The following is a 12,785-nucleotide window of genomic DNA, read 5'->3' as shown; positions in this document are numbered from 1 at the left end:
CGGTCGTCAAAGAGGCAATTCCTGTGAGCTGATAGGCGGCACTTGTCGAGGTCCTTGGTGCGGCCCGGCAGATGTCTTCGATCGAGCGATCGGGAATTCCGCTTCGACATTCGTCAACGGGATTTCGTGGACGGCTTCCGTCGGTGCTTCAGTCCGTGCCCGGCCCCACCGACAGCACGACCGCGCTGGCCGCGCCGCCCGGCGTCTCGTAGTGCACCGTCTCCCCGGCGTGGCGCCCGAGCAGTGCCTTCCCGAGCGGGCTGTCGTAGGTCACCAGGGTCAGCTCCCGCTCCTCGGCGAGCTCCGCGACCTCGACGGTCTCCTCCTCCCCGTCCGCGAACCGCACGGTGACAGTGGACCCCACCCCCACCACCTCCGTGGACGGCGCCCCGGCGACGGACGCCTCGCGCAGCCGCTCCTCCAACTCGGCGATCCGCCGGTCCAGCCGGGTCACCTCCGACGCCCGCTGCAACTCGTCCGCGGCGTCCGCCCGGTCCCCCACCGGTTCCACCCCACGCAGCGTCGCGGCCACCTCCCCCCGCTCCGCCCGCAGTTGCGCCAATTCCTCCTGCACCGCGTGCAGGCCCTCGGCACTGATGGGTTCGGGACCGCCGGTCATACCTGCTCCCGGGTCTCTCGCGAAACGCTCAAACTCCGGTCGCCTCCCATTACCCCACCCCGCCGGGCCCCGGGCAACTCCTCCCGGAGCGGGCGGGAGCAGCCGATTCCCCTCAGCGACCGGGTGGTGCGTTCCAGTGCGACGTCGTGCGGATCTCGACGCCGTGGGTGGCGGCGTTGACCGATCGTCCGGATCCGGGAATCCCGTTGCTTGGTGGGCTTCTCCAGGTGCGCGCGGTCCGGCTCGGGCGCGCTGCGTGGTCGGTTCCGTCGACGGGGTCCGCGGTGGCTTCCGAGGGTGGCGGTGATCACCTTATGGGGTGGGGCCCTCGGGGAAAGCGCAGGTGGGAGGGGTGGCCGAAGGGGGGAGAGCAGGGACCGGCGGTGGGGGCGCGGGCGGGCGAAGCTACCATGTGCGCAACACCCTCAGCTCGAAAGATGGACTTGTGACTGTCAACGACGACGTGTTCACGGACTGGATGACCCGCGAGGAGATCGCGGAGTCGATGATCCCGATCATCGGGCGGCTGCATCGGGAGCGGGACGTCACCGTCCTGTGCCACAGCCGTTCCCTGGTGAACAAGTCGGTGGTCAGCATCCTCAAGACGCACCGCTTCGCCCGGCAGATAGCCGGCGAGGAGCTCTCGGTCACCGAGACGATGCCGTTCCTGAGTGCGCTGACCGCCCTGGACCTCGGCCCCTCGCAGATCGACCTCGGCATGCTCGCCGCCACGTACAAGGCGGACGACCGCGGCCTGTCGGTGGAGGAGTTCACCGCCCAGGCCGTCGCGGGTGCCACCGGTGAGAACAAGCTGGAGCGCCGGTCCGCCCAGGACGTCGTGCTGTACGGGTTCGGCCGCATCGGCCGGCTGGTCGCCCGTCTGCTGATCGAGAAGGCCTCGGCCAACGGTCTGCGGCTGAAGGCCATCGTCGTGCGCAACGGCGGCGGCGACGACCTGGTCAAGCGGGCCTCGCTGCTGCGCCGTGACTCCATCCACGGCCAGTTCCAGGGCACGATCACCGTCGACGAGGCGAACAACAAGATCGTCGTCAACGGCAACGAGATCACGGTGATCTACTCCGACGACCCGACCAAGGTCGACTACACGGAGTACGGGATCAAGGACGCGATCCTGATCGACAACACCGGCAAGTGGCGTGACCGCGAGGGCCTGTCGAAGCACCTGCAGCCCGGCATCGCCAAGGTCGTGCTGACCGCTCCGGGCAAGGGCGACGTCCCGAACATCGTCCACGGCGTCAACCACGACATGATCAAGCCGGACGAGCAGATCATCTCCTGCGCCTCCTGCACCACCAACGCCATCGTCCCGCCGCTGAAGGCGATGGAGGACGAGTACGGCGTGGTCCGCGGCCACGTGGAGACCGTCCACTCGTTCACCAACGACCAGAACCTGCTGGACAACTACCACAAGGCCGACCGTCGTGGCCGCTCGGCGCCGCTGAACATGGTGATCACCGAGACCGGTGCCGCCTCGGCCGTCGCCAAGGCCCTGCCGGACCTCAAGGCGAAGATCACCGGCAGCTCCATCCGCGTTCCGGTGCCGGACGTCTCCATCGCGATCCTCAACCTCCAGCTGAAGCGGGAGACCAACCGCGAGGACGTCCTGGAGTACCTGCGCAACGTCTCGCTGACCTCGCCGCTGAAGCGCCAGATCGACTTCATCGACTCGCCCGACGCGGTCTCCAGCGACTTCATCGGCTCGCGCCACGCCTCGATCGTGGACGCCGGCGCGACCAAGGTCGAGGGCGACAACGCGATCCTGTACCTGTGGTACGACAACGAGTTCGGCTACTCGTGCCAGGTCGTCCGGGTCGTGCAGTACATCTCGGGCGTCGAGTACCCGACGTACCCGGCTCCGGCGGTCTGATCGGACCGCGAGGATTCGGTGGCGGGGCGGTGACCGGTTGGTCGCCGCCCCGCCGGCGTTTCGGGGTCCTGCCGGGGGCGGTACGGTGCTGGGCGGGCTTCGGACGGTGGAAGTCGGGGTTCGGGGTTCGGGGTTCGGGGTTCGGTCTTCGGGACTCGGGCTTCGGGTGGTGGGAGGGGTGGGGATGGCGGACGGGTGGCCGACGGTCGAGTTGGACCCGGTGCGGCGGCTGAGGGTGCTGGCGGCGGCCGGGGCCGGGCGTCCGCTGTTCGCGGAGCGGCGGTTCGCGGCCGGGTTCGACGAGGTGTGGTCGGTCGCCGGCGACCTGTCCGGTGAACTGCCCGGGCTGATCGGCGGGTTGCGCTCCTTCGAGGTCGGGCCGCCGAGCGGTGACGCTGCGGGCGGGGACCGGCTGGAGGGGCTCGCGGTGAGCGTGGTCGGCCACCGCGAGCGGTTCGACATCGTGCTGCGCAGCGGCTGGTGCCTGATGCAGAGCCGAGTGCTGCTCGGCGGGATGGCCGCCGTGCCGGACGGCGACGGGACGCGCTTCGCCCTGCTCGCCGCCCTGCGGGTGCCCGGCGCGGGGCCGGTCCAGCGGTTCTTCGGCGGGCTGGTGGACCGGCGCGGCGAGGTGCTGCTGGACCGGCTGGAGCGGCGGGTCGGGTCAGGGGCTGACGCGGGCGGCGAATAGGCGGCGGATCGCGGCAGCCACCTCCTCGGGGCGCTCGTGCGGCAGGAAGTGCCCGCAGCCGGGGAGGACTTCGGCCGTCAGGTCGTCCGCCGGCGCGCCGACAGGGGAAAGCAGGGCGGGGCGGATCACCGGGTCCAGCGCGCCGCCGAGCAGACGGGTGGGGACGGTCAGCCGGCGGTGCCGGAACCGGCCGAGGGCCAGGCGAGGGATGTCCCGGGCGACGAAGCCCCAGTGCAGCCGTTCGGCGGCGTAGGCGGCGTCGGGTGTGCTGCCCGCCGCCACGTACTCGGCCAACTCCTCGGCGGGCCAGTGGGTTTCGGCGGTCACGCCGCGCCGGAGGAGGTGGCCGAGGAGGCCCGGGTAGTGGCGCACGACCCGGCGGCCGATGCCCGGGTACTCCAGCAGCGCGGTGTACCAGAACCGCCAGGCCGTACCGAGCAGGGCGCGTTGCCGCGGCCACGGGTGGGTCATGTTGAGCGCGAGGAGGCCGGTGAACCGCTCGGGAGCGCGTAGCGCCAGCTCGAAGCCCGTCCAGGCGCCCCAGTCGTGGCCGACCAGGCCGACGCGTTCCAGGCCGAGTCGGTCGAGGACGGAGAGGACGAGGCGGGCGCGGTCGTCGGTCGTGTAGCCGGATCGGTGCGGGGCCTGCGACCAGCCGAAGCCGGGGAGGTCGAGGCAGAGCAGGCGGAACTCCCCGTCGAGGAGGGGGAGTAGGTGCCGCCAGGCGTACCAGTGCTGCGGGAAGCCGTGGAGGAGCAGAAGCGGCGTGCCGGTGGCGGCGCCGGCGCCGGCGCCGCTGCTTGTGCTTGTGCTTGTGCTTGTGCCGGCTTCGGCGAGGTGCAGTCGGGTGCCGTCGGCGCACTCGATGTCGTGGTGCCGTACGCCGGGCAGGTCGGGGAGCGGGCGGGGGTCGGTCATCGGGGTGTCCCTCCGGGGTGGTGGTCTCAGGAGAGAAGAGGGCGGGAAAGGGCGCCGCAATCCCCGGGGTCGGCGGATTTCTTCCGGCTCAGCGGTGTTCGGCGCCCCAGGCGGTGCGGAATCCGTGCCGGGCACGGAAGAGTCGTGAACGGACGGTCCCGAGTGGGAGATCGAGGATCTCGGACACCGACTGCTCGTCCAGGCCCTCGACATGGCGGAGAGTCAGGACGGCGCGGTGTTCGGGCCGCAGGCGTTCCAGGACGTCCCGGATGTCGGTGGCCAACTCGGGGTCGTGGTCGCCCGGTTGGTCGTCCGCCCGGTCGGTGGCGGCTTCGGTACGGGGGGACCGGCGGGTGGCGAAGCGGACGGCCTCGCGGGCGGCGATCGCCCGGGCCCAGCCGAACAGGGCCTCGGGGGACTTGAGTTGGCGCAGGTTCCGGACGATCGCGATCATCGCTTCCTGGGCGGCGTCGGGAGCGTCCTGCAGCGCGATCGGCGCGCAGACCCGGCCGACGTACGGCATGAGCAGGCTCACCACCTCGTCCAGGGCGAAGGCATCGCCCTGCTGGGCGGCCCGCACGAGCGCGCCCAGGTCCTCCCGCCGCCCGTCCGTGCCTGTCATGTCGCCCCCGTCGCTGCTCGTCGCCCCGGGTGGACGGTACTGGATGGGGGTGGTGGCCGTGGCGGTGGGCACGGCAGCGGCGGTGGGCATGGCACGGCAGCGGCGGGCACGGTTCGTCGGCGGGCCTGGGGGTGGCCGTCGGTACGGCAGGGCGGCGGCGGGTCCGGGGGTGGCGGTGGGTGGGGGCGGGAGCTGCGGCTATGTTGAGGGGTCACTGACAGCCGGAGGGAGCGGGCGATGGGGATGGGTGGTCGGCGGATGGCCGCCGGGGTTGCGGCCGGGGTGCTGGCGGCGGTGCTGGCCGGGTGCTCGTCCGGGGGGTCGAAGGGCGCTGCGGGGACGGCGTCGGGGGCGCCGAGCGCGGCGAGTACGGCGGCGGCGAGTACGGCCGCCGGTACGGCTGCGGCGTCCGCGCCTGCGGAACCGGCCGCACCCTCCGTGCCGGCCGGGACGGCGGCCGCGTCCGGGGCGGCCTCGGCGCCCGGCGCCGCGCCCACGGCGGCCGCCCCGGTGGCGGCGCCCAGTGCGGACCTGGAGGCGGCTCTGCTGGACGACAAGCTGGTCGGCCAGGTGCTGCCGGACGCCAAGGCGATGGCCGGCTGGGAGGAGGAGAAGCGCCAGGTCGACACCGCCGACCACAGCGTCACCTGCACCGCCGCCAAACCCTGTACGGGCAAGCCGCTGAGCGCGTCGGTCCGGTTCTCCTCGGGCGACGTGGTCACCCGCTTCATCGTGGAGACCCTGCCCAGCCGGGACGCGGCCAAGAGCCGGCTCAAGGAGTCGTACGCCTCGTACGCCGCCGGGCCGTTCAAGAAGATCGACACCCCGGCGCTGGGCAGCGAGGGCCAGGCCTTCCAGGGGCCGCTGGCCGAGGGCGAGGGCGTCGGCATCGTGGTGCGCTCGGGCACCGTGGTGGCGAGCGTGACCACCGAGGGCGGCCCGGTGGACGTGGCCGCGACGCGGCGGTTCGCGGTGATGCTGGTCAAGCGGATCGAGCAGGCGCAGGCGGGCACGACGCCGGACGCCGGGCCCGGCCCGGCCTGAGAAGCGACGAGGGGTGCCCGGCTCAGGGGCGCCCGCCCGTCAGCGCTGGGCCGGCTCGTGCAGCCCGAGTCCGAGCCAGTCGTCCGCCGCGCAGTGGGCCACCCGCCAGTCGGGCAGCGGGCCGTCCGGGCCGGTCAGCTCGGCGCAGGCGGCGGTCAGCGCGGTCTCGGCGGTGAGCGGGTGGTCGGCGAGGGTGAAGGCCATCGCGTCCACGGTGCCGGGGCCGGCCAGGATCCGGGCGTGTCCGATCCGGACCGGACCGCGCAGCCCGCGCTCCAGCCCGTCCCGTACGGCCTCGGCCTCGGGGGTCGGCTGGTCCGCGCTGCGGGGGCGGTCGGGAGCGCGCAGGTGGAGGCGGATGAGGTGCACGGTCACAAGACTGACGGATCGTCGGCCCGTGCGGTGTGGTGGGCGGTGGCAGATCGCTGTCAGGCGGCAAGATGTCACCCCTGATGGTCCGCCCGTGCCGGCCCGGGATGGTCCCCGGCTCGGCCCGTGACCGTCTGCGACCCGTGCCCGGTGCGGCCCCACCCGACGCCCTGCCGGTCGCCGATCCGGCAGGGCGTTGGGCTGGGGAAACGGATGTCAGTCGAGCGTGATATGTACTCATCTCGGGTGGCCGCAGTGCGGCCGGCCATGCGAAAGATGCCGATGACGTTCGAGGGGGCCACCACATGCCGCTGTTCCGACGCCGCTCCGGCGGGGAGGGCGCGCAGGACCGGGCCGGGCGGCGCGGGTTCGGGTTCGGCCCGCGCGCCCCCGAGGCGGCGGCCCGCGGTGCCGAGCCGCGACTCGACCCGGCCTTCGGGGACGATTCCCTGCGTCGGCTGCTCGGGCAGGCCGAGGCCGGGGACTGGGCCGCGCTGCGCCCCGTGCTGGCCGCCGTCGAGGACGGTACCGAGCTGACCCACCTCGTCGGGGCGATCGCCGACGTGCCCGGGGTCGAGGAGTGGACCGGCCGCGTCCTCGCCGACACCCCGGACGACACCGTGGCGCTGCTGCTGTCCGGCGCCCGGCAGATCACCTGGGCCTGGGAGGCACGCACCGGCGCCCGGGCCAAGCAGGTCACCGAGGAGCAGTGGAAGCTGTTCCACGAGCGGCTGGACACCGCCGAGGAACAGCTGCTGGAGGCGGCCGAGCGCGAGCCGTCCTGGCTCGCCCCCTGGTACTTCCTGCAGATCAGCGCCCGCGGCGCCTCGCTCGGCCCGGAGGTCGCCACCTGCCGCTTCGAGGCCGCCGTGCGCCGCTCACCCGACCACGGGGGCTCGCACCGGCAGCGGCTGCAGCAGCTGTCCGCCAAGTGGGGCGGCTCGCACGAGGAGATGCACCACTTCGCCCGCTCGGCGATGCTGGCCGCGCCCGAGGGCAGCCACCTCGGCGAGCTGGTGGCGCTCGCGCACCTGGAGCACTGGCTGGACCTCCCGGACGGCGAGGACCACGCCTACCTGACCAGCCCGACCGTGCTGGCCGAGCTGCAGGAGGCCGCCTTCCGCTCCGTCCTGCACCCGGACTTCACGCCGGCGCGCGGCTGGCAGGGCAGCTTCAACACCTTCGCGATGGCGTTCTCGCTCGCCGACCAGCGCAAGACCGCCCGGCTGCTGTTCGAGGCCCTGGACGGGGCCGTCACCGAATCGCCCTGGCACTACCTCTCGGGGGACCCGGTCAAGGTCTTCCGCGCCCACCGCGACCGCTGCGCCGCCTACTGAGGCCGCGGCCGGCCGTGTCCTGACGCCATAGGGACGCCGACCGTGTCCCCGCGCCGTGGCGACGCCGGCCGTGTCCTGACACCGAGCCGCCACCCCCTGAACGTCACCCACCCCACCCGCGATCGAAAGAGCCTCCGGTGTCCCCTACCGACAACCCGACGAGTGCGCACACCTTCCAGGTGGACCTGCGCGGCCTGGTGGACCTGCTCTCCCACCACCTCTACTCCAGCCCGCGGGTCTACCTGCGCGAGCTGCTGCAGAACGCGGTGGACGCGATCTCCGCCCGCCGCGCCCTCGACCCCGAGGCGCCGGCCCGGATCACCGTCCGCGCCGACGACGAGCTGTCCGTCACCGACACCGGCGTCGGCCTGACCGAGAAGGACGTCCACACCTTCCTCGCCACCATCGGCCGCAGCTCCAAGCGCGACGCCGACGGCCGCTTCGACGGCGCCGGCCTGGCCAAGGCCCGCGGCGACTTCATCGGCCAGTTCGGCATCGGCCTGCTCGCCTGCTTCGTGGTCGCCGACGAGATCACCGTCGTCACCCGCTCCGCCGCCACCCCGGACGCCCCGGTGATCGAGTGGCGCGGCAGCTCCGACGGCAGCTACACCATCCGCACCCTGCCCGCCGAGGCCAAGCCCGAGCCGGGCACCACCGTCACCCTGGCCCCGCGCGCCGACGCCGCCGAGTGGACCCGCCCCGGCCGGGTGCTCACCCTCGCCCGGGACTTCGGCAGCCTGCTGCGCCACGACGTCACCGTGATCGACGCGGGCGGCACCGAGCACCGGGTCAACCGCACCCCGCCGTGGGCCGAGCGGTACGCCTCCCCGCTGGCCAAGCGCGACGCGCTCGGCGAGTACTGCCGCGCCACCTTCGACTTCACCCCACTCGACACCATCGAGCTGGACCTGCCGCTGGTCGGCCTGCGCGGCGTCGCGTACGTGCTGCCGGACGCCGCCCCGCCCTCGCGCCGCAACGGCCACCGGGTGCACCTCAAGGGCATGCTGCTCTCCGACCAGGCCGACGAACTGCTGCCGGACTGGGCGTTCTTCCTCCGCTGCGTCGTCGACACCGACGGCCTGCGCCCCACCGCCTCCCGCGAGGGCCTGTACGCCGACGAGACACTGGCCGCCGTCCGCGACGCGCTCGGCGCCCGGATCCGTGACTGGCTGACCGGCCTGTCCGCGAGCGACCCGGCGCTGCTGCACCGCTTCCTGTCCGTCCACCACCTGGCGGTCAAGGAACTCGCGCGCTACGACGACGAGTTGCTGCGGATGATGCTGCCCTGGCTGCCGTTCGAAACCACCGACGGCAACGTCACCCTGGACGAGTTCGCCCGCAGCCACCCGGTGGTGCTGGTGACCCGCACGGTCGAGGAGTTCCGCCAGGTCGCCCCGATCGCCGGCGCGGCCGGCCTCGGCGTCGTCAACGGCGGCTACACCTACGACCGCGACCTGGTCCACCGGCTGCCCGAGATCCGCCCCGGCGTCTCGGTCTCCGACCTCGACCCGGGCACCGTCACCGCGCACCTGGACACCGTCGACCCGGCCGCCGAGCTGGCCGCGGGCGTCTTCCTCGCGATCGCCCGCGAGGTGGTCGGCCGGTTCGACTGCGATGTCGCCCTGCGCAGCTTCCACCCGACCAACGCGCCCGCCCTGCTGCTCGACAACCGGGAGGCCCGGCACGAGCGCACCCGCGCCCAACTCGCCGACGAGGCCGACGGGTTGTGGGCCGACATCCTCGGCTCGCTGCGCGCCGAGGTGCCCCGCGCCCAGCTGGTGCTCAACCACCTCAACCCGCTGGTGCGCCGCGCCGCGACGGTGACCAACCGCGAGCTGGCCGTCACCGCCGTCGAGGCGCTGTACGGGCAGGCCGTGCTGATGACCCGCCGCCCGCTCAAGGCCAGCGAGTCCGCCCTGCTCAACCGCTCGTTCATCAGCCTGCTCGACCATGCCATGCTCGGCCACGAGGCCGGCGGCCGCCCGGATCACCACGGTTCGAAGGAGGCGTGATGCTGGACACCCCCGAGGCGGTGATGGCCGCGCTGCACGAGAACGACTCCCGCCCGTACGGCCGTACCCGGACCGTCACCGCCGAGGAACTCGTCGACGCCGCCGAGCAGTTCGACGACACCAAGGTCCGCTCGATGGCTCTGCTCGAGCTGATGGAGGCCTACGAGTACGACGGCGAGCGCAACAAGACCCCGGTCGTGTTCGCCCGCGTGCTGGGGCTCTGGGACAAGGACCCGGACGGCTTCGGCGAGTGGGCCCGCCACCAGGTGTTCTGGCGCTTCAAGTGGGTGGCCGGCGCGCTCCGGGACAACCCGGACGTACCGCTGACGGCCGTCGACCGCTGGCTCACCGAACTGCGCGACCGCTACCGTGCGGCCGGCTTCGGTCTCCAGCCGTACTACGCCGAGCGCTACCACCTGGCCGACCTCACCGGCGTCGGCGTCCAGGAGGCCTACGAGCTGTGGGCGGCCCGCCCGCGCTCCGAGATGAGCGACTGCCACGCCTGCGAGACCCGGTCCCGCGCCCGGCACTTCCTCGACCTCGGCGACGACGCCCGGGCCCTGGAGGTACTGGCCCCGGTGCTGAGCGGGCACAGCACCTGCGAGCTGGAGCCCTACCTCAGCCTGTCGGTCGCCCTGCTGCCGCTGCTGCGCCAGGGCCGGCTGGACGAGGCCCGCTCCGGACACCTGACCGGCTACCGCTTCGCGCGCGGCAAGTCGTCGATGCTGGGCTCCGTCGCCCGGCACATCGAGTTCTGCGCACTGTCCGGCAACGAGCCGCGCGGCCTGGAACTGCTCGCCGAGAACCGCGACCTGTTCACGGTCACCGGCGAGGCCGCCGCCCGACTGGACTTCCTGACCGGCGTCGAGGTCCTGATCGCCGCCCTGGCCCGGGCCGGCCACGGCGAGCTCGCCGTCAGCGGCCCGGCCGGCACCGCCTGGACCGTGGACACCCTGCTCGCCCACCTGCGCACCGAGGCGGACGCGCTGGCCGCCCGCTTCGACGCGCGCAACGGCACCGACGCGGTCAGCGCCGCGCGGCGTGCCCGGCTGGCCGTCGAACCGCTGCTCACCGAGCCGCTGGCCCTGGGCGTGCGCGCCGCCGTCGGGCCCGAGCTGTCCGCCGCAGCCCCGGCCCTCGCGCCCGCGCCGCGCCGGGCGGTCGAGGCCGAGCCGGAGGACTTCACCGCCCTGGTGGTCCGGGCCCGAGAGCTGGATGTGCTCGGGCACCCGGACTCCGACCGGCTCTGGAAGCGGATCGCCGAGCGCGTCGCGGCCCCGGACTTCGTCCACCCCGAGGGCACGGAGGTCGGCAGCCCCGAGCGGCTGCGCGCCGAACTCGCCGAGCAGCGCGCCCACGACGCGCTGCAGCGCGACGAGCACGCCGAGGGCAAGGCCGGGCTGCTGGCCGCCGCCGAGTTGTTCGAGGCGGCGGGGATGCCCGGGGCGGCGCTGATGGTGCGCACCCGGACACTGATCGTCGACCTCGACGAGGACTCCAGTGGCGAGGGCGCCGGTGGTGGTGAGGGTTCCGGTGGTCGCGAGGGCGGTGAGGATGGTGAGCGCGCCGGTGGTCGGGGCGCCGAGGGTGGTGAGGGTTCCGGTGGTGGCGAGGGTTCTGACAGCGGCAAGGGCAGGGCGGCCGACTGGACGGCGCTCGACGCGGCGCTGGCCCGGGCCGAGGAGCTGAGGGCGACCGGTGAGCTGACCGACGACGACTACCTGATCGTGCTGCAGACCCGCGCCTACGCGGCCCACCACGACCTGGTCGAGGCGATGTCCGAGCCCTCCGCCGAGCCCTCCGCCGAGCCCTTCGCCGAGCCCTCCGCCGAGCCCTTCGCGCGCTTCGAGGCGGCGGTCGGTGGCTACCACCGAACCGCCGTCGAGCTGGGCTCCGCCCGTCGGGCCGCCACCTCCCGGCAGTACACCGCCGATGTCGCCGCCCGGCAGGGCCGGTCGGCCGAGGCGATCGCCGAACTGCGCAAGACGCTGGCCCAGTTGGACGCGGCCGAGCTGCCCTGGCAAACCCCGCGGGTGCTCGGCCTGCTCGGCCAGGTGCTGCTGCAGAGTCGCGAACCGGCCCAGGCCGGCGAGGTGTTCCACCGGGCGCTGGCCGAGGCGGTGCGCTGGGGCGACGACTCCTACCCGTACGCGCCGACGTACATGATGCTCGGCCACTCCTGCCTGCAGACGGGTGACCTCGGTGGCGCGGTCCGGGCGCTGTCGGAGGCGGCCGCGCGCTACGACCGCAAGGGCCCGGAGGCCGTCGAGGAAGCCGCCCAGGTGCGGCTGCAGCTGGCCGACGTGCTGCGTGACACCGGTCGGGTGGCGGACGCGGTCGCCGTCCTGGAGTCGGTGCTGCTCGACGCGTCGGCGGCTCGGCTGGACGTCCGGATGCTCGCCCAGACCCGGCTGGACCTTGCCCGAGGCCTGGCCGAACTGGAGGAGTACCGGGACGCCGCCGAGGAGTACCTGCGGCTGGCCGACCTGGTGGCCGACTGGGAGGACCAGGAGACCCACACCATGGTCGCCTGCGAGGCCACCCTGGCGCTCGCCCAGGCGGACCGCTGGGACGCGGCCGAGGCGGCGCTCGCGCGGGCCCGCGAGGCTCATGGCAGGGCCCCGCAGGTCGACCAAATGGCGGGCACCCTGAGGGAGTTGGCGCGGACCACGATGCGCGCGCATGGCGCGGACGGGCTGGCCGCCGCGCTGGCCCTGCTGGCCGAGGCGGACGCGGTCGGCGCGACCGCCGAGCAGCACGGCCAGGAGTACAACGCCTGGTACCTGCGCGGTGGTTCGCACTACGAGCGGGCGCGCTGCCTGGCCGTCGCCGAGCGGTACGAGGAGGCGCTGGCGGAGGTCGAGCGGGCCATCGCGCTGTACGAGCAGGGCGGCGAGCGGGCCGAGGCGCCTCGGGCGGAGTCCGTCCGGCTGGCCGCGCTGATCGAGGGCAGTGACCTCGGCCGCACCGGGGCGGCGGTGGCCCGGCTGACCGCCGGCATCGCGCGCTGCGAGGCAGCCGGGATGCCGGAGGCGGTGGACGTGCTGGTGGAGCTGCGGGAGCGGTTCGCGGCGCCGCAGTGACGCCGGAGGGCCGCCTGGCGCGAGCGTCGAACTGAGGCGAGGGGCCCCGGGGTTGTGTACCCCGGGACCTCTCGCGCGTGCGGTTCCGTCGTACGGTCGTGCGCGGGGTTCGGCCGGTGAGCGCGGCTCGGGCGGTCCTGTCGGTGAGCGCGGGGTTCGGCCGGTCCTGTCGGTGTGCGCGGGGTTCGGCCGGTCCTGTCGG

At 73.7% G+C, this 12,785-nt stretch carries 10 protein-coding genes; 6 read left to right on the top strand and 4 right to left on the bottom strand.

Translation table 11 applies throughout. The annotated features are described in order from the left end of the window. Positions 1 to 148 precede the first annotated feature (148 nt). Positions 149 to 619 carry a GreA/GreB family elongation factor gene (locus tag ACZ52J_RS25720; RefSeq protein ID WP_360490604.1) on the bottom strand — a complete coding sequence of 157 codons (471 nt, stop codon included), beginning with the start codon at positions 617 to 619 and terminating at the stop codon, positions 149 to 151. Between the two features lie 445 nt (positions 620 to 1,064). On the opposite strand from ACZ52J_RS25720, the gene ACZ52J_RS25715 reads away from it, so the two are divergent. Further along, positions 1,065 to 2,507, top strand: a complete 1,443-nt coding sequence (locus ACZ52J_RS25715) for a glyceraldehyde-3-phosphate dehydrogenase (protein ID WP_360490601.1) — start codon at positions 1,065 to 1,067, stop codon at positions 2,505 to 2,507. A gap of 184 nt (positions 2,508 to 2,691) precedes the next feature. Beyond that, the gene (locus ACZ52J_RS25710) at positions 2,692 to 3,198 is read left to right on the top strand and encodes a hypothetical protein (protein WP_465622090.1); all 507 of its coding nucleotides are present in this window, start codon (positions 2,692 to 2,694) and stop codon (positions 3,196 to 3,198) included. Here ACZ52J_RS25710 and ACZ52J_RS25705 read toward each other — a convergent pair. Beyond that, the gene (locus tag ACZ52J_RS25705) at positions 3,172 to 4,116 is read right to left on the bottom strand and encodes an alpha/beta fold hydrolase (RefSeq protein ID WP_465622088.1); all 945 of its coding nucleotides are present in this window, start codon (positions 4,114 to 4,116) and stop codon (positions 3,172 to 3,174) included. The two genes, ACZ52J_RS25710 and ACZ52J_RS25705, sit on opposite strands and share 27 nt — an antisense overlap. An 88-nt stretch (positions 4,117 to 4,204) precedes the next feature. Then, positions 4,205 to 4,738 carry an RNA polymerase sigma factor gene (locus ACZ52J_RS25700; protein WP_465622086.1) on the bottom strand — a complete coding sequence of 178 codons (534 nt, stop codon included), beginning with the start codon at positions 4,736 to 4,738 and terminating at the stop codon, positions 4,205 to 4,207. Between the two features lie 237 nt (positions 4,739 to 4,975). On the opposite strand from ACZ52J_RS25700, the gene ACZ52J_RS25695 reads away from it, so the two are divergent. Further along, positions 4,976 to 5,782 carry a hypothetical protein gene (locus ACZ52J_RS25695; protein WP_465622084.1) on the top strand — a complete coding sequence of 269 codons (807 nt, stop codon included), beginning with the start codon at positions 4,976 to 4,978 and terminating at the stop codon, positions 5,780 to 5,782. A gap of 39 nt (positions 5,783 to 5,821) precedes the next feature. Here the strand turns inward: ACZ52J_RS25695 and ACZ52J_RS25690 are convergent, their stop codons facing one another. Then, positions 5,822 to 6,151 carry a hypothetical protein gene (locus tag ACZ52J_RS25690; RefSeq protein ID WP_465622082.1) on the bottom strand — a complete coding sequence of 110 codons (330 nt, stop codon included), beginning with the start codon at positions 6,149 to 6,151 and terminating at the stop codon, positions 5,822 to 5,824. Positions 6,152 to 6,456: 305 nt separating this feature from the next. On the opposite strand from ACZ52J_RS25690, the gene ACZ52J_RS25685 reads away from it, so the two are divergent. From ACZ52J_RS25685 to ACZ52J_RS25675, 3 genes are all read left to right on the top strand, one after another. Then, positions 6,457 to 7,488 carry a hypothetical protein gene (locus ACZ52J_RS25685; protein WP_465622080.1) on the top strand — a complete coding sequence of 344 codons (1,032 nt, stop codon included), beginning with the start codon at positions 6,457 to 6,459 and terminating at the stop codon, positions 7,486 to 7,488. Positions 7,489 to 7,625: 137 nt separating this feature from the next. After that, positions 7,626 to 9,500 (top strand): HSP90 family protein, encoded by a 1,875-nt coding sequence (locus tag ACZ52J_RS25680; protein WP_465622078.1) that lies wholly within the window; start codon positions 7,626 to 7,628, stop codon positions 9,498 to 9,500. Next, positions 9,500 to 12,583, top strand: coding sequence for a hypothetical protein (locus ACZ52J_RS25675; RefSeq protein ID WP_465622076.1), 3,084 nt, complete (start codon positions 9,500 to 9,502; stop codon positions 12,581 to 12,583). Before ACZ52J_RS25680 ends, ACZ52J_RS25675 begins: the two co-directional genes overlap by 1 nt. Positions 12,584 to 12,785: the final 202 nt, after the last annotated feature.

The sequence above is a fragment of the Kitasatospora sp. NPDC034035 genome (assembly GCF_055575755.1).
Note: the sequence above shows the minus strand (reverse complement) of the source record. Positions and strands in the feature narration are given on the sequence as shown.

What these genes read in the sequence shown, in the direction of transcription:
- ACZ52J_RS25705 (WP_465622088.1), bottom strand. Translation starts at nt 4,116, where the DNA reads ATGACCGACCCCCGCCCGCTCCCCGACCTGCCCGGCGTACGGCACCAC.
- ACZ52J_RS25710 (WP_465622090.1), top strand. Translation starts at nt 2,692, where the DNA reads ATGGCGGACGGGTGGCCGACGGTCGAGTTGGACCCGGTGCGGCGGCTG.
- ACZ52J_RS25685 (WP_465622080.1), top strand. Translation starts at nt 6,457, where the DNA reads ATGCCGCTGTTCCGACGCCGCTCCGGCGGGGAGGGCGCGCAGGACCGG.
- ACZ52J_RS25695 (WP_465622084.1), top strand. Translation starts at nt 4,976, where the DNA reads ATGGGGATGGGTGGTCGGCGGATGGCCGCCGGGGTTGCGGCCGGGGTG.
- ACZ52J_RS25700 (WP_465622086.1), bottom strand. Translation starts at nt 4,738, where the DNA reads ATGACAGGCACGGACGGGCGGCGGGAGGACCTGGGCGCGCTCGTGCGG.
- ACZ52J_RS25675 (WP_465622076.1), top strand. Translation starts at nt 9,500, where the DNA reads ATGCTGGACACCCCCGAGGCGGTGATGGCCGCGCTGCACGAGAACGAC.
- ACZ52J_RS25720 (WP_360490604.1), bottom strand. Translation starts at nt 619, where the DNA reads ATGACCGGCGGTCCCGAACCCATCAGTGCCGAGGGCCTGCACGCGGTG.